Annotated in this window: 17 protein-coding genes; 8 read left to right on the forward strand and 9 right to left on the reverse strand. The window is 67.6% G+C overall.

Annotation, left to right across the window (positions count from 1 at the left end):
* Positions 1–46: 46 nt before the first annotated feature.
* The 5 genes from yihA to rpmH are packed head-to-tail and all read right to left on the reverse strand — an operon-like array spanning position 47 to position 3,231.
* Positions 47–709 (reverse strand): ribosome biogenesis GTP-binding protein YihA/YsxC, encoded by a 663-nt coding sequence (gene yihA, locus EOD42_RS13720; protein ID WP_127788349.1) that lies wholly within the window; start codon positions 707–709, stop codon positions 47–49.
* A 23-nt stretch (positions 710–732) separates the two neighbouring features.
* Positions 733–2,460 (reverse strand): membrane protein insertase YidC, encoded by a 1,728-nt coding sequence (yidC, locus tag EOD42_RS13725; protein WP_127788106.1) that lies wholly within the window; start codon positions 2,458–2,460, stop codon positions 733–735.
* 8 nt (positions 2,461–2,468) lie between these two features.
* Complete coding sequence (gene yidD, locus EOD42_RS13730; RefSeq protein ID WP_206020361.1) at positions 2,469–2,684, reverse strand: membrane protein insertion efficiency factor YidD; 216 nt, start codon at positions 2,682–2,684, stop codon at positions 2,469–2,471.
* Between the two features lie 38 nt (positions 2,685–2,722).
* Entirely contained in the window at positions 2,723–3,091 is a 369-nt protein-coding gene (gene rnpA / locus EOD42_RS13735) for a ribonuclease P protein component (RefSeq protein ID WP_127788108.1), read from the reverse strand.
* Between the two features lie 5 nt (positions 3,092–3,096).
* Positions 3,097–3,231 (reverse strand): 50S ribosomal protein L34, encoded by a 135-nt coding sequence (gene rpmH, locus EOD42_RS13740; RefSeq protein WP_127788109.1) that lies wholly within the window; start codon positions 3,229–3,231, stop codon positions 3,097–3,099.
* Between the two features lie 212 nt (positions 3,232–3,443).
* Here rpmH and EOD42_RS13745 point away from each other — a divergent pair, with 212 nt between their 5' ends.
* The gene (locus tag EOD42_RS13745; RefSeq protein WP_127788110.1) at positions 3,444–4,241 is read left to right on the forward strand and encodes a 3-hydroxybutyrate dehydrogenase; all 798 of its coding nucleotides are present in this window, start codon (positions 3,444–3,446) and stop codon (positions 4,239–4,241) included.
* Complete coding sequence (locus EOD42_RS13750) at positions 4,241–5,305, forward strand: patatin-like phospholipase family protein (protein ID WP_127788111.1); 1,065 nt, start codon at positions 4,241–4,243, stop codon at positions 5,303–5,305. The genes EOD42_RS13745 and EOD42_RS13750 overlap by 1 nt, the downstream gene beginning before the upstream one ends.
* Here the strand turns inward: EOD42_RS13750 and EOD42_RS13755 are convergent.
* The gene (locus EOD42_RS13755) at positions 5,296–5,700 is read right to left on the reverse strand and encodes a winged helix-turn-helix transcriptional regulator (protein ID WP_127788112.1); all 405 of its coding nucleotides are present in this window, start codon (positions 5,698–5,700) and stop codon (positions 5,296–5,298) included. The genes EOD42_RS13750 and EOD42_RS13755 overlap by 10 nt on opposite strands.
* Positions 5,701–5,784: 84 nt before the next feature.
* Between EOD42_RS13755 and EOD42_RS13760 the strand changes: the two genes are divergently transcribed.
* From EOD42_RS13760 to EOD42_RS13770, 3 genes are all read left to right on the forward strand, one after another.
* Complete coding sequence (locus EOD42_RS13760) at positions 5,785–6,558, forward strand: SDR family oxidoreductase (RefSeq protein ID WP_127788113.1); 774 nt, start codon at positions 5,785–5,787, stop codon at positions 6,556–6,558.
* 62 nt (positions 6,559–6,620) lie between these two features.
* Positions 6,621–8,132, forward strand: a complete 1,512-nt coding sequence (locus EOD42_RS13765; protein WP_127788114.1) for an aldehyde dehydrogenase family protein — start codon at positions 6,621–6,623, stop codon at positions 8,130–8,132.
* 158 nt (positions 8,133–8,290) lie between these two features.
* Positions 8,291–8,809, forward strand: a complete 519-nt coding sequence (locus EOD42_RS13770; RefSeq protein ID WP_164867932.1) for a papain-like cysteine protease family protein — start codon at positions 8,291–8,293, stop codon at positions 8,807–8,809.
* On the opposite strand, the gene tyrS is transcribed toward EOD42_RS13770, so the two are convergent.
* Together tyrS and EOD42_RS13780 are read right to left on the reverse strand one after the other, a co-directional pair.
* Positions 8,810–10,015 (reverse strand): tyrosine--tRNA ligase, encoded by a 1,206-nt coding sequence (gene tyrS, locus EOD42_RS13775; protein ID WP_127788116.1) that lies wholly within the window; start codon positions 10,013–10,015, stop codon positions 8,810–8,812.
* Entirely contained in the window at positions 10,012–10,935 is a 924-nt protein-coding gene (locus EOD42_RS13780; RefSeq protein WP_127788117.1) for a dihydrodipicolinate synthase family protein, read from the reverse strand. The genes tyrS and EOD42_RS13780 overlap by 4 nt, the downstream gene beginning before the upstream one ends.
* A gap of 84 nt (positions 10,936–11,019) precedes the next feature.
* Here EOD42_RS13780 and EOD42_RS13785 point away from each other — a divergent pair, with 84 nt between their 5' ends.
* The 3 genes from EOD42_RS13785 to EOD42_RS13795 are packed head-to-tail and all read left to right on the forward strand — an operon-like array spanning position 11,020 to position 13,641.
* On the forward strand, positions 11,020–11,970 hold the full coding sequence (locus EOD42_RS13785; RefSeq protein ID WP_408902159.1) for a glycosyltransferase family 2 protein: 951 nt from the start codon (positions 11,020–11,022) through the stop codon (positions 11,968–11,970).
* Positions 11,967–12,542: a uracil-DNA glycosylase family protein gene (locus EOD42_RS13790; RefSeq protein ID WP_127788118.1), complete on the forward strand. Its 576-nt coding sequence runs from the start codon at positions 11,967–11,969 to the stop codon at positions 12,540–12,542. The genes EOD42_RS13785 and EOD42_RS13790 overlap by 4 nt, the downstream gene beginning before the upstream one ends.
* A 55-nt stretch (positions 12,543–12,597) precedes the next feature.
* Positions 12,598–13,641 carry a C-terminal binding protein gene (locus EOD42_RS13795; protein ID WP_127788119.1) on the forward strand — a complete coding sequence of 348 codons (1,044 nt, stop codon included), beginning with the start codon at positions 12,598–12,600 and terminating at the stop codon, positions 13,639–13,641.
* A gap of 105 nt (positions 13,642–13,746) precedes the next feature.
* Here EOD42_RS13795 and EOD42_RS13800 read toward each other — a convergent pair whose 3' ends face one another.
* Positions 13,747–14,568 carry an AraC family transcriptional regulator gene (locus EOD42_RS13800; protein ID WP_127788120.1) on the reverse strand — a complete coding sequence of 274 codons (822 nt, stop codon included), beginning with the start codon at positions 14,566–14,568 and terminating at the stop codon, positions 13,747–13,749.
* Between the last annotated feature and the right edge of the window lie 20 nt (positions 14,569–14,588).

Genomic DNA, 14,588 nt, shown 5'->3' on the forward strand with positions numbered 1-14,588 from the left:
GCGGGGGTCAAGGCGCGGTACCGCTACAAAAGGGTGCCGCGGCAATTCAGCCGAGCGTGAGGGAAAACAGCTCCGCGCGGAGATCCTCGATGCCCGTGCCCTTCTCGCTGCTGGTGGTGATCACCAGCGGGTGGGCGGCGGTGTACTTGCTCACCAGCTTGGCCGCTTCCTCCTGGCGCTGCTTCAGCCAGAACACCTTGGCGTCATCCGCCTTGGTCAGCACGATCTGGAAGGAAACGGCGGCATCGTTCAGCAGCTTCATGGCCATGTGGTCGCTGGCCTTGGTCTCGATGCGGGCGTCCAGCAGCAGCAACACCCGGCGCAGGGTCGGCCGCCCGCGCAGGAAGTCGAACATCAGCCCCTGCCAGTCCTGCTTCACCGACTTCGGCGCCTGGGCGTAACCATAGCCCGGCATGTCCACCAGGTTCAGCGTGTCGCCCAGGTTGAAGAAGTTCAGCTGCCGCGTGCGGCCCGGCGTGTGGGAGACGCGCGCCAGGGCGTTCTGCCCGGTCAGCGCGTTCATCAGCGACGACTTGCCGACATTGGAGCGGCCGCACATGGCCACTTCCGGCCTGGTCACGGGCGGCAGCTGGCCGATGCTCTGCGAGGCATAGAAGAACTCGCAGCGCTGGGCGAACAGCACGCGGCCGGCCTCGACCAGGGCCGCGCGCTCCGCATCGTCGCGCGCGTCCAGCAGGCCGTGCGGCAGGCGTGTGGTGGGGCCCGCCCCGCTCACGCCGCCGCCGACTTCTTCGCCCGGTCACCGCGCATGATCCACCACTGCTGGGCGACCGAGAGCAGGTTGTTCCAGGCCCAGTAGATGATCAGGCCGGCCGGGAAGCTTGCCAGCATGAAGGTGAAGATCACGGGCATCCAGGCGAAGATCTTGGCCTGGATCGGGTCCGGCGGCTGCGGGTTCAGCTTCTGCTGGATGAACATGGTCACACCCATGATCAGCGCCCAGGCCGGCATGTGCAGGAAGGCGGGCGCATCCCAGGGGATCAGGCCGAAGGCCGTGAACAGGTTCGTGGGATCGGGCGCGGACAGGTCGCGGATCCAGCCGAAGAAGGGCGCGTGCCGCATCTCGATGGTCACGAACAGCACCTTGTACAGCGAGAAGAACACCGGGATCTGCAGCAGGATCGGCAGGCAGCCCGAGGCCGGGTTCACCTTCTCGGCCTTGTACAGCCCCATCATCTCCTTCTGGAGGTTGGTGGGGTCGTCCTTATAGCGCTCCTTCAGCTCCTGCATCTTGGGCCCGAGCGCCTTCATCTTCGCCATCGAGTGATAGGCGCGGTTGGCGAGCGGGAAGAAGGCGAGCTTCAGCGCGAAGGTGAAGACCAGGATCGAGATGCCGAAATTGCCGGTGGCATGGAACAGCCAGTCGATCGCGTAGAAGAAGGGCTTGGTGATGAAGTAGAACCAGCCGAAATCCACCGCCTTGTCGAAATCGCGGATGTTCAGGCGCGACTGATAGCTGTCCAGCAGCGCCACTTCCTTGGCGCCCGCGAACAGGCGGGTGGCCAGTTCGCCGGTCGCGCCGGGGGCGATCTGCTGGGCGGCGGGCGGCGCCATGTCGGCCTGCCAGCGATCCGTGCCCGAATCCGTGACATGGCGCAGCGCATGGGTCAGGCGGGTGCCGTTGTCGGCCGGCATCAGCGCGGTCAGCCAGTACTTGTCGGTGAAACCGGCCCAGCCGTCGGGGCTCTCGACCTGGCTCGCCAGGCCCGCACGGCCCTCGCCTTCCTTCTTGCCGTTGGCATAGGTGATTTCGGTCAGGCGGCCGTTCAGCACGCCGACATAGCCCTCATGCAGCACATAGTAGCCGGCCACATGCGGCGTGCGCTCGCGGCGGATACGCGCCCAGGGCAGCACCGAGACCTGCTCGGTGCCCGCGTTCTGCACCGACTGGCGGACGGTCACCATGTAGTTCTCGTCCAGCGACATCACGGCGCGGAAGGTCAGGCCCTGGCCGTTCTCCCAGGTGAAGGTCACGTCGCGGCCCGGGGCCAGCGGCCCGCCGGTCACGGTGAAGTCCGTGTCGCTGTCGGGCACGCGGGTGCGGCCGTCGGCGGCGGTCCAGCCCCACTGGGCGAAATAGCCCTCGGGGCGGCCACGCGGCGCCAGCAGCTGCACCGGCAGGGAGCCGGGCTGCACCGTCTCGCGATAGGTGGTCAGGATCAGCGTATCGAGCATCAGGCCGCGGGCCGAGACGCTGCCCGACACGCGCGGATTCTCGATCTGCACCCGCTGGGCCTCGGCCCGTGGCGTCGCGGTGCTGGCCACCGTATCGCCCGGGGTCGCGGCCGTCGTGGGCGCGGGCGGTGCCGAGGGGGTCGCGGGGGCGCTGGCCGTCGTCTGCGGCGCGGGCGTCGGCGCGTGGGTACGGTTCCACACGTCGAAGACCAGCATGATGCCGACAGAGATGGCGATGGCCGCCAACAGGCGCTTCTGATCCATGGGGGCGTTCAGGTCCGGGCTGGCGGTACGGGGTCGTAGCCGCCGCGATTCCAGGGGTTGCAGCGCAGGATGCGCCAGGCGGTCAGGGCTGTGCCCTTGATGGCGCCGTGCGTGTCCAACGCCTCCAGCGCGTATTCGGAGCAGCTGGGCCAGTGCCGGCAATGGGCACCGATGAACGGCCGCAGCGTGTACTGATAGGTGCGGACAGCACCTTTCAGCGCCATCACGCCAGGGTTGGCGCGGGGGTTGAGGCGGGCGAAGCTCATGGCCCTTCCCGCTTCACGCCCAGCTTGTCCAGCGCGCGCACCAGGTCGGCGCGGATATCGCCGAAGGCAGCCTCGCGGATCGCTTCCCGCGCCACCAGCACGATATCGTGGCCAGGGGCGGGGGCGGCGCCGAGCTCAAGGCGAGCTGCCTCTCGCATCCGGCGTTTCGCGCGGTTGCGCGTGACGGCATTGCCCAGCTTCTTGGTGGCGGTGAAGCCGAGACGGGCATTGCCCGTCGCGTCATCCCCGCCGCCTTCCAGCACCTGCACCAGCAACGTGCCGCGCCCCAGCTTGCGGCCCTTTCCGGCCACCTGCAGGAACTGGGCCCGCCGCTTCAGGCGCGTCAGCCGGGCGGCGCCGGCCATCGGCTTCAGGCGGAGAGCTTGGAGCGGCCCTTGGAACGGCGGGCGGCCAGCACATTGCGGCCACCCACGGTTGCCATGCGGGCGCGGAAGCCATGGCGGCGCTTGCGGACGATCTTGGACGGCTGATAGGTGCGCTTCACAGCGGAAACTCCTGAACGGCGAAACAAAGAATATCGCCGGATGCACGCGGGCGCGCTCCGGGGGATGGGGGCGTATAGGAAGGGCGGGGGGTGCGCGTCAACCGGGTGAATGGCCGGAACCCGCACTCGCGATGCCATCCTGTTGCCGCGCTGCAGCGTTGAGCGTATGCCAAACGCCTAAATCACACGTTTAACGGGAGCTGTACGCAGTTATGTCTGATCGCTTCCTTGAGGGCCAGGGTGCCCTCGTCACCGGTTCCACCTCGGGAATCGGGCTCGGTATCGCCAAGGCCTTCGCGCTGGCCGGCGCCAAGGTGATGCTGAACGGTTTCGGCAAGCCCGAGGAGATCGCTGCCGCCCGCGCCGAGATCGGCGCCATCATGGGCGGCGGTGACGCCCCCTACTCCGCCGCCGACATGTCCAAGCCCGCCTCCATCCGCGACATGATCGCCGATGCCGAGAAGACGCTGGGCAGCCTGGACATCCTGGTGAACAACGCGGGCATCCAGTTCGTCTCGCCCGTGCAGGATTTCCCGGACGAGAAGTGGGACGCAATCATCGCGATCAACATGTCGTCCAACTTCCATGCCATCAAGGCGGCGCTGCCGGCCATGCTGGCGCGCAAGCGCGGCCGCATCATCAATGTGGCCTCGGCCCACGGCCTGGTCGCCAGCCCCTTCAAGTCCGCCTATGTCGCCGCCAAGCACGGCGTGGTGGGCCTGACCAAGACGGTCGCGATCGAGATCGCGGAAAGCCCCGTCACCTGCAACGCCATCTGCCCGGGCTTCGTCCGCACGCCGCTGGCCGAGGCCCAGGTGAAGCCGCTGGCCGAGAAGTTCGGCATCAGCGAGGAGGAGGCGCTGAAGGAGAAGCTGCTGGTCCATCAGCCCAACAAGCGCTGGGTCGAGGTCGAGGACGTGGCCGAGATGGCGCTGTACCTGTGCCGCCCGCAGGCCGGCAGCGTGAACGGCTCTGCACTCTCCATCGACGGCGGCTGGGTCGCCAACTGATGGATTCCCTTCCGAACCAGCAGCCGGCGCCCGTCGCGGTCTCCCGCGATACACGGCGCATCAACCTGGCGCTGCAGGGCGGGGGCACCCATGGTGCCTTCACCTGGGGCGTGCTGGACCGGCTGCTGGAGGAAGAATGGCTTGAGTTCGATGGCATGTCCGGCACCTCGGCCGGCGCCATCAACGCGGCCCTGTTCGCGCAGGGCATGTGCGAGGGCGGGCGCGCGGGTGCGCGCCGCCTGATGGACCGGTTCTGGCGCGACCTGGGTTCCCGCTTCGCGATCTCTCCCCTGCAGACCAGCCCGGTGGAGCGCGCGATCTGGGGTTGGGACATGACCTACAGCTTCGCGTGGAACGCCTTCGACACGCTGACGCGCGTGGCGTCGCCCTATCAGTTCAATCCCTTCCCGATCGAGTTCAACCCGCTGCGCCGCGCGCTGGAATCGACGCTGGACCTGGAGCGTCTGCGCAACGACAGCAGCGCCATGCGCCTGTTCATCAGCGCGACCAACGTGCGCACCGGCAAGCCCAAGGTGTTCCGGCGCGAGGAACTGACGGTGGATGCGTTGCTGGCCAGCGCCTGCCTGCCCAACATCTTCCGCGCGGTCGAGATCGACGGCGAGGCCTATTGGGATGGCGGATACCTGGGCAACCCGGCCCTGTGGCCGCTCTATCACGAGCGATCGGCCGCCGACATCATCCTGGTGCAGCTGAACCCGCTTTATCGGCCGGAGCTGCCCACCAGCGTCAGCGACATCATGAACCGGCTGAACGAGATCAGCTTCAACGCCAGCCTGATGAGCGAGATCCGCGCCATCGATTTCGTGCAGCGGCTGCTGGAATCGGGGCGGCTGGAGCAGCCGCGCTATCGCCGCATCTTCCTGCACAGCATCGAGGATGAGGAGCGCATGCGCGCCTTCAAGCTCAGCACCAAGTTCAACGGCGACTGGTCCTTCCTGACCACGCTGCGCGACTATGGCTATCAGGCGGCGGACAACTTCCTGATGCAGTCCGGCGAGAAGATCGGCCGCGAGAACACGCTGGACCCCGCGCGCTACCTCTGAGCAGCGCGGGCGTCGTCGAAATCGCGCCGGGCCTGTTCGACCCGACGCAGGTTTTCCTCGGCCCAGATCCATACCCCGCAGAAGGCCGCCCCCAGGCTGCGCCCCAGCTCGGTCAGCGCATAATCCACGTGGGGCGGCACCACGGGGTGGACCGTGCGCGTCACCATGCCGTCGCGCTCCATCTGCCGCAGCGTCTGGGTCAGCATCTTCTGGCTGATGCCCGCCAGCGCCCGTGACAGCTCGGTGAAGCGCATGGTGCCGCGCTGCTCCAGCTCCTCCAGCACCAGCATGGTCCATTTGTCGGCCACACGGCCGATCAGTTCGTTCACCAATGCCTCGACCTTCGGGTCGATCTGGTCGGGCGGGGGCGGCTGGCGCGTTTTGACACTCTCCATCAGGTAAGTATGGATATTTCAGGTGCCTTCTTTCAAGTGGAGAGCGTGAGGCGGATATGAGGGCCAGCAGACAGGAGCACCCCCATGAAACCCACGGGCAACACCATTCTCGTCACCGGCGGCGGCTCGGGCATCGGCGCGGCGCTGGCGCAGCGCCTGCATGATGCGGGCAACACCGTCATCGTCGCCGGCCGCCGGCTTGAAGCCCTGCGCGAGGCCTGCGCGGGCCGTGCCAACATGCACGCCATGGCGCTGGACATCGACAGCGCCGCCGCCATCGACGCCTTCGCGGCGGCGCTGATCGCGGCCCACCCTGCCCTGAACGTCGTGCTGAACAATGCCGGCATCATGCGTTTCGAGGCGCTGGACACCCGCCGCGACCTGGCCGATGCCGAGGCCACCATCACCACCAACCTGCTGGGCCCCATCCGCCTGACCAATGCGCTGGTGGAGCATCTGGCGGCGCGCCCCGATGCCGCGCTGATCAACGTGACGTCGGGCCTGGCCTTCGTGCCGCTGCTCAGCACGCCGACCTACAACGCCACCAAGGCCGCCATGCACTCCTATACCGTGGCCCTGCGGGAGGAGCTGAAGGGCCGCGTCGAGGTGATCGAGCTGGCGCCGCCCGCCGTGCAGACCGGCCTGACGCCGGGCCAGGAGAACCGCCCCGGCTACATGCCGCTGGCCGAGTTCATCGACGAGGTGCTGTCCCTGCTGGGCCAGAACCCCACCCCGCCCGAGATACTTGTGCAGCGCGTGCGCTTCCTGCGCGATGCGGAGGCCGAGGGCCGCTTCGACGCGACGCTGGCGCAGCTGAACGCCTTCGCGGCACAGGCCCTCGCCAGCCAACCGGGCTAGGCAGGGTTGAAGCCTGGCGCCTGGCGGCGCATCCTCCGGCCCCTGATTCCGGAGGAACCGCCATGCTGGACACCCCGCACCCGACCCCGCTTGCCCCGAGCACCGATCCCTTCGCCTTGGCCAAGGCTCTGTCGGGCAAGCATTTCATCGGCGGGCGCTATGTGCCCGCCCTCTCCGGCAAGACCTTCCCCGTCGTGAACCCCGCGACCGGTGAGCAGGTGGCCGCGGCTGCCGAAGGCGACGCCGCCGACGTCGATGCCGCCGTGAAGAACGCCGCCGAGGCCCAGAAGGCCTGGGCCAAGCTGCCCGCCCGCAAGCGCGGCGCGCTGGTCTATCAGGCGGCCGCCCTGATCCGCGAGCATGTCGAGGAGCTGTCGCGCCTGGTCGCGCTCGAGACCGGCAAGGCGCTGCGCACCGAAAGCCGCGTCGAGGCGAACAACGTCGCCGACATCTTCGAGTTCTTCGGCGGCCTCGGCGGTGAGATCAAGGGCGAGACCGTGCCCTTCGGCCCCGATGTGCTGAACATCACGGTGCGTGAGCCGCTGGGCGTGGTGGGCGCCATCATCCCCTGGAACATCCCGATGATGCTGATGGCGCTGAAGGCGGCGCCGGCGCTGGTGGCGGGCAATTCCATCGTGGTGAAGTCGGCCGAGGAAGCCCCTCTCGCGGTACTGCGCATCGTAGAGCTGATGAACCGCGTGCTGCCGCCCGGCGTGTTCAACATCCTGTCCGGCCAGGGCGCCGAATGCGGCGCGCCGCTGGTCGAGCACAAGCTGGTCCGCAAGGTGACCTTCACGGGCTCGGTCGAGACCGGCAAGATCATCGCCCGCACCGCGGCCGACAAGCTGATCCCGGCCACGCTGGAGCTGGGCGGCAAGTCGCCCATGATCGTCTTCGCGGATTGCGACTTCGAAAAGACCGTGGCCGGCGCGCTGACCTCCATGCGCTTCACCCGCCAGGGCCAGTCCTGCACGGCGGCCAGCCGCATCTTCGTGCAGCGCCCGATCTTCGATAAGTTCGTGGCCGAGATGGCGACCCGCGTGGACGCCATGGTGATGGGCGACCCGCTGGACGAGAAGACCGACATCGGCACCATCATCTCCCCGGGCCAGTACGAGAAGGTGAAGGCCTTCATCGCCGAGGGTGCGGCCACCGCCGGCGCCACGGGCCGCGCGTGCTCCGCCATGCCGTCCGACAGCGCGCTGAAGAAGGGCCTGTTCATTCAGCCCTACATCTTCACGGGCCTGTCCAAGGACAGCCGCCTGGTGCGCGAGGAGATCTTCGGCCCCGTCACCGTCGTGTTCCCCTTCGACGACGCCGACAGCGTGCTGGCCGAGGCGAACGACACCGAGTTCGGCCTGGCCGCGACGGTGTGGACCAATGACCTGAAGATCGCGCTGCGCTTCGCGCATCAGCTGGAAGCAGGGCTGGTGCAGGTGAACCAGAACCTCGTTGTGCAGCCGAACCTTTCCTATGGCGGCGTGAAGAACTCGGGCCTGGGCAAGGAAGCATCGCTGGAATCCATGCTCGAGCACTTCACCCACAAGAAGACGATCATGGTCAATATGGCTTAATTTCGGGGTGGGCCGGCCTGTCCGGCCCATCTTTACACGTCCCGGAACATGTAATTCCAGCAATGTTTAATTGCACGCTGGAATACATCTGGCTGCCGACGGCTATTCTTCTCCCATAAATCCGGGAGAGCGTTCAGATGGCCTTGGTACAAGTCCCCATGAAGAACATGCCGGTGCTGCCGCAGGATTCGGAAACGACCTGCTGGTACACCTGCCTGACCATGATGTTCCTGTGGAAGGGGCGCGACCCCGATGAGATCAAGCCCGCCCTGGTCAAGGCGGGCATTCTTTGGGACGACGCCACCAAGACCGGGCTGAAGACCAAGGATTACTTTCGCGCCGCCAAGGCGCTGGGCCTCACGCCCTGGGGCACCAGCTCATCCTGGAGTGCGACGAACTTCGCCTCCTTCTGCGCGGTCAGCCCCTGCTGGGTGGCCGGCAAATGGTACGACAACTCCCACAACGTCGTGGTGATCGGTGCCAGCCGCAAGGAAATCCGCTTCATCGATCCCTATTGGGAAACCTCGAAGGAAGCGACCATCCGCACCTGGTTCGAGAATGACTTCGTCCATGGCAAGGTGCCGGCCCAATCGCCGGGCACCGATTTCTACCAGGGCTGGGTCGGCGCCGTGATGACCTGGGGTGAAGCCACCCCAGCCGGCATCGTTCCGGAGTAGTCACCCCGCCACGATCAGCGCGTGCTTCTTGCGCCCGAAGCTGAGCTTGGCCGGCGCCTTCACCATCTGGTTGGCGTCGGTCACCACCGCATCGTCCACCCGCACGCCGCCGCCGGCGACATGCCGCCGCGCCTCGGCGTTGGAGGCCGCAAAGCCCGCCTGCACCAGCAGCGCCGTCACGCTCGCCTCACCGGACAGCGGCACCTTGGGCAGGTCACCGCCCGCCTGGCCTTCCTCGAAGGTGCGGCGCGCGGTCTCAGCGGCAGCCTCGGCGGCCTCGCGGCCATGCAGCAGCGCGGTGGCCTCGGTGGCCAGCACCTTCTTGGCCTCGTTGATCTCAGCACCCTGCAGGGAGGCCAGGCGATCGATCTCGGCCAGGTCCAGCTCGGTGAACAGCTTGAGGAAGCGGCCCACATCGGCATCCTCGGCATTGCGCCAGAACTGCCAGTAGTCGAACACCGGCAGCCGGTGCGCGGACAGCCACACGGCGCCGCCCGCGGTCTTGCCCATCTTGGTGCCCGATGCCGTGGTCAGCAGCGGCACGGTCAGGCCGAACACTTCCTTGCTGTTCATGCGGCGCACCAGGTCCACGCCCATGACGATGTTGCCCCACTGGTCGGAGCCGCCCATCTGCATGCCCACGCCATGGCGCTTGTTCAGCTCCATGAAGTCGTAGCTCTGCAGCAGCATGTAGTTGAATTCGATGAAGGAAAGCGGCTGGTCGCGATCCAGCCGCAGCTTCACGCTGTCCATGGTCAGCATGCGGTTCACGCTGAAATGCCGGCCCACCTCGCGCAGGAAGGGGATGTAGCGCAGCTGGTCCAGCCACTCGGCATTGTCCAGCATGATGGCGTCGGAGGCGCCCTCGCCGAAATGCAGGAAGGGCGCGAAGGTCTTGCGGATGCCGGCCTTGTTTTCCTCGATCTTCTCGTCGGTCAGCAGCTGGCGGGTTTCGTCGCGGCCGGAGGGGTCGCCGATCTTGGTCGTGCCGCCGCCCATCAGGGCCACCGGGCGGTGGCCGCATTTCTGGAACCAGCGCAGCAGCATGATGGTCAGCAGATGGCCCACATGCAGGCTGTCCGCCGTGCAGTCGAAGCCGACATAGGCCGAGAGCGGCCCTTCGGAGAGGCGCTTCTTCAGCGCCTCCTCGTCGGTGATCTGGTGGATGAAGCCGCGCTCACGCGCAATCTGGATAAAGTCGCTCATGCGAGGTCCGCCGCGATGGGGTCACGCCGCGCAATGCGGCTCAACAGGTAATCAACTTCCGCCCGGGCGGCGTCCGACAGCTTGGGTGCGGGCGCACGGGCGGTGGGGTGGGCGATGATGCCGCGCCGCGCCAGCACATGCTTGCGCACCGCAAGGCCCAGGCCCTGCTGGTTGTCGGTACGGATCAGCGGCAGATGCGCCTCGAACCGGTCCCAGGCCGCCTCGGTCGGGCCATTGTCGGTCAGGTCCACCAGCAGTTCGGGGAAGGCATAGCCGGTCATGACACCGTCGGCGCCGCGGTTCAGCTCCTCCGGCAGGAACAGGCCGGAATTGCCGCCCAGGATCGGCACGGCGCGGGTGGTGCCGGACTTCATGCCGGCCTTGAGGGTCGAGATCTTGTCCAGGCCCGGCCAGTCCTCGGCTTTGACCATCACGCAGCGCTCATCGGCCAGCACGCGGGTGATCGTGCCGGTGCCCATGTAGACGCCATTGGCCTGCGGGAAGTCCTGCAGCACCCAAGGGGCGGGAGACACCGCCTCGGAGGCCTGCTGGAAATAGCTGACCACCGCATCCTCACCCTTCAGGAAGGGGGGCGGGGCGATCATGACGCCGGCGGCGCCGAGCGCCGTGACCTCGGCCGTCAGCGCGCGCATCGCGGCGAAGCCCGGCGCCGAGACGCCGACGACGACCGGCACGGCGCCCGCCACCACATCCAGCACCTGGCGCACGAAGGCGACCGCCTCGGCCTGCTCCAGCTTCGGTGCCTCGCCCATGATGCCGAGGATCGTCATCCCCCTGACGCCCATGCCCAAGTATCGCTCCGTCATGCGGGCCGTGCTGGCGAGGTCGAGCGCGCCATTGGGTTCGAAGGGCGTGGGCGCGATGATGAACGTGCCCTTGGCGGATGTGTCGAGAAGCATGGCACGGGCGTGCCCCAGCCCCGCCCGAAGGTCAACAAGGACAGGCCGCAGAACCGCCATGAATCCCGTGCTATACGGGCATCCATGAGCGATATGCCCCGTCCGTCCCTGTCAGTTGTCGTCCCCTGCTACAACGAGGAGGAGGTGCTGCCCGAGTTTCAGCGCCGCATCATCGCCGCCATGGACGGCACGGGCATGTCCTTTGAGATCGTCTATGTGAACGATGGCTCCCGCGATCGCACGCTGGAGATCATGCTGGCCATGCAGGCGGCCGACCCCAGGGTGGCCATCGTCAATCTCAGCCGCAATTTCGGCAAGGAGATCGCGCTGACCGCGGGGCTGGATCACGCCGCCTGCGCCGACGCCGTGATCGTGATCGACGCTGACCTGCAGGACCCGCCCGAGGTGATCCCGGACCTGATCGCCGGGTGGCGCCAGGGCTATGACGTGGCCTATGCCCAGCGCTCGATCCGCCATGGCGAGGGCTTCATCAAGCGCAGCACCGCCCATGCCTTCTACCGGGTGATGCAGCGCCTGGGCGGCAAGGTGAAGCTGCCGCAGGACACGGGCGATTTCCGGCTGATGTCTCGGCGCTCGCTGAACGCGCTGCTGCAATTGCGCGAACAGCACCGCTTCATGAAGGGGCTGTTCGCCTGGGTCGGCTTCCCCTCCATCGCCGTGCCGTATGAGCGCGCGCCGCGCGCCGCCGGCACCACCAAGTGGAACTGGTGGAAGCTGTGGAACCTCAGCCTGGAAGGCATCACGAGCTTCACGGTGGGCCCGCTCAAGATCGCGAGCTATCTGGGGCTGCTGGTGGCCATCCTGGCCTCGATCTACCTGATCCAGCTGCTTGTGCGCACCATCTTCTTCGGCAACCCGGTCAGCGGCTATCCCAGCCTGATGGCCGTGGTGCTGTTCCTGGGCGGGGTGCAGATGATGATGCTGGGCGTGATCGGCGAGTATCTGGGCCGGGTGTTCAACGAGACCAAGGGCCGCCCCCTCTATATCGTGGAAAGCCACCTGCCGAGCGCATGAGGGAATTGCTGGAGCAGGTCCGCGCCTGCCGGATCTGCGAGGCATTCCTGCCCCTGGGCCCGCGCCCCGTGCTGCGCGCGAGCCCCACGGCGCGGATGATCATCATCAGCCAGGCGCCCAGCACCCGCGTGCATGCCACGGGCATTCCCTGGAACGATGCCTCCGGCCAGCGGCTGCGCGGCTGGCTGGGGCTGGAGCCCGAGGTGTTCTACGACGAACGGCGCATCGCCATCATGCCCATGGGCATGTGCTATCCGGGGCGCCTGCCCCAGGGCGGGGATGCGCCGCCCCGGCCCGAATGCGCGCCCACCTGGCACCCGCCCGTGCTGGCGGCCATGCCCGATATCCGCCTGACGCTGCTGATCGGCTCCTATGCCCTGGCGCGCTACATGGGGCGCGGGGCGATGACCGATTTCGTGCGCCGTCAGCCCAAGGCCCCGGCGATCTGGGCCCTGCCCCATCCTTCCTGGCGGAACACCGGCTGGATGGCACGCAACCCCTGGTTCGAGGCCGAGATCCTGCCGCCGCTGCGTGCTGCGCTGCACGGGCTGTTGAGCGCGGACGCCTTGTAGCCTGCCGGGGTGCGTGCTTGGCTTCCTCCATAACGATAAGAACCGGAGGAACCACATGGCCAAATTCCGCATCGTCACCCCGGCCGGGGCCAGCTTCACCACCGCCGGCGGCGGCTATGACCTGGAATCGGAGCCGCTGGCCGGGCTGGACGCGGAGATCGTGGAGGCACCGACGGACACAGCGGGCTTCATCGCCGCCGCCCGCGACGCCGATGCCATCTACGCCAAGGGCATCCCCATCGGCGCCGACATCATCCGCGAGCTGAAGAACTGCAAGGTGATCTCGCTGGGCAGCGTGGGCGTGGACAGCGTGGACGTGAAGGCCGCGACCGAAGCCGGCATTCCCGTGACCAACGTGCCCGACACCTTCATCGAGGAAGTGGCCGACCACGCCATGATGCTGCTGCTGGCGACCTTCCGCCGCTGCATCGATCAGGACCGCATGGTGCGCGAGGGCCGCTGGAAGGAAGGCCGCCCTGCCCTGCTCAAGATCCCGCGCCTGATGGGACAGCGCCTGGGCCTGGTGTCCTTCGGCCGTGTGGCCCGCGCCGTGGCGCGCCGCGCCAAGCCCTTCGGCCTGATCATCAGCGCCTATGACCCCTTCGTGGACGAGACCACCATGATCGAGGCCGGGGTGATGCCCGCGAGCCTGGAGCAGATCATGGCCGAGAGCGATTTCGTCTCGATGCACGCGCCGGCCCGCCCGGAATGCAACGCGATGCTGCGCGAGGAGCACTTCCGGCTGATGAAGAAGACCGCGATCTTCATCAACACCGGCCGCGGCCCCACCGTGCATGAGGAAGGGCTGATCAAGGCCCTGCAGGAGGGCTGGTTCGCCTATGCCGGCCTGGACGTGCTGGAAACCGAGCCGCCCAGCCACAACAACCCGATCCTGCGGATGGATAACGTCATTCTTTCCGCCCACACCGCCTCGGCCAGCGCGCGCTTCGATGAGGCGCGCAAGCGTCGCGTGGGGTCGGAGCTGGCGCTGGTGGCGCAGGGCAAATGGCCGATGAGCTGCGTGAACCCCGCCGTGTTCCAGAACACGAAGCTGCGCCGCTGGCAGCCCGTGGGCATGGGGCGCGGCCCGAACAGCTGAGGGCTGCGGGCGGGGGCCGCGGCCCTCGCCCGGCCCCGCCAGAATCTGGCCCGAAATCGACAGCAGACGCAGAAATCGGCGGTTACTGTCGCCTGGATGACAGCTTCAACCGCCAGCGCCGGGTGCCCTGCCCGCATCGGAAGGCCGCATGCCGAAGGCCTTGCGGAAGGCCGCGCTGAAGGCGCTGGGGCTGTCATAGCCGACATCCAGGGCCACCAGGGTAACGGGCTGCCCATCCCTCAGGCGGGCCATCGCATCACGCAGGCGTACCTGGGCACGCCACTGCGCGAAGGAGATGCCGGCTTCCTGCCGGAAGGCGCGGGTGAAGCCCCTGCGCGACATGCCGGAATGCGCTGCCACCTCATCAAGGCCCCAGCCCAGCCCGGGATCACGCAGCAGTGCCCGGCAGGCACCGGCCATGCCCTCGCCGCGCGGCATCGGCACGGCCAGGGGCAACGCCTCCATCCGCGCCACCTCATCCAGCATCAGTTGCATCACCCGGCCGTCCCGGCCCTCGGGGTCGTATTCGGCGGGCATGCGGGCCGCTTCCTCCAGCAGCGCCCCCAGCAGCGGCGTGACGGCCATCAGCCGGCATTCCGCGCGAATGCCCGCGCAGGCCTCCGGCTGGACGTAGATGGAGCGCAGGGAAACCGGGTCGCGCCCATGCACCTCATGCTCGACACCCGGGGGCAGCCACAGCGCCTGGCTGGGCGGCACCACCCAGCTGCCGCCCGGGGTCAGCACCAGCATGCTGCCCCTGATGGGGTGCAGCAGCTGCGCGCGCGGATGCGAGTGGCGCAGCCCCGCAAAACCCGCCGGATAATCCCGCGCAATCGCGGCAACCGGCCGGGGAATGGCCTGGAACCGTTCGCCGGGGGCATAGCCGCCATAGAATTCCGGGCTCGCCGCCACCCGTTTCTTCGCCATCAACAAGACGTCCAGGACAT

The organism is Rhodovarius crocodyli (assembly GCF_004005855.1).
Lineage (GTDB): Bacteria > Pseudomonadota > Alphaproteobacteria > Acetobacterales > Acetobacteraceae > Rhodovarius > Rhodovarius crocodyli.

Excerpts from the sequence above, each read along its gene's own strand:
- EOD42_RS13790 (WP_127788118.1), top strand. The coding sequence starts at position 11,967 with ATGAGGGAATTGCTGGAGCAGGTCCGCGCCTGCCGGATCTGCGAGGCA.
- EOD42_RS13760 (WP_127788113.1), top strand. The coding sequence starts at position 5,785 with ATGAAACCCACGGGCAACACCATTCTCGTCACCGGCGGCGGCTCGGGC.
- EOD42_RS13800 (WP_127788120.1), bottom strand. The coding sequence starts at position 14,568 with ATGGCGAAGAAACGGGTGGCGGCGAGCCCGGAATTCTATGGCGGCTAT.
- EOD42_RS13785 (WP_408902159.1), top strand. The coding sequence starts at position 11,020 with ATGAGCGATATGCCCCGTCCGTCCCTGTCAGTTGTCGTCCCCTGCTAC.
- yidD (WP_206020361.1), bottom strand. The coding sequence starts at position 2,684 with ATGGCGCTGAAAGGTGCTGTCCGCACCTATCAGTACACGCTGCGGCCG.
- EOD42_RS13780 (WP_127788117.1), bottom strand. The coding sequence starts at position 10,935 with ATGCTTCTCGACACATCCGCCAAGGGCACGTTCATCATCGCGCCCACG.
- yidC (WP_127788106.1), bottom strand. The coding sequence starts at position 2,460 with ATGGATCAGAAGCGCCTGTTGGCGGCCATCGCCATCTCTGTCGGCATC.
- EOD42_RS13750 (WP_127788111.1), top strand. The coding sequence starts at position 4,241 with ATGGATTCCCTTCCGAACCAGCAGCCGGCGCCCGTCGCGGTCTCCCGC.
- EOD42_RS13755 (WP_127788112.1), bottom strand. The coding sequence starts at position 5,700 with ATGGAGAGTGTCAAAACGCGCCAGCCGCCCCCGCCCGACCAGATCGAC.
- tyrS (WP_127788116.1), bottom strand. The coding sequence starts at position 10,015 with ATGAGCGACTTTATCCAGATTGCGCGTGAGCGCGGCTTCATCCACCAG.
- EOD42_RS13795 (WP_127788119.1), top strand. The coding sequence starts at position 12,598 with ATGGCCAAATTCCGCATCGTCACCCCGGCCGGGGCCAGCTTCACCACC.
- EOD42_RS13745 (WP_127788110.1), top strand. The coding sequence starts at position 3,444 with ATGTCTGATCGCTTCCTTGAGGGCCAGGGTGCCCTCGTCACCGGTTCC.
- EOD42_RS13770 (WP_164867932.1), top strand. The coding sequence starts at position 8,291 with ATGAAGAACATGCCGGTGCTGCCGCAGGATTCGGAAACGACCTGCTGG.
- rnpA (WP_127788108.1), bottom strand. The coding sequence starts at position 3,091 with ATGGCCGGCGCCGCCCGGCTGACGCGCCTGAAGCGGCGGGCCCAGTTC.
- EOD42_RS13765 (WP_127788114.1), top strand. The coding sequence starts at position 6,621 with ATGCTGGACACCCCGCACCCGACCCCGCTTGCCCCGAGCACCGATCCC.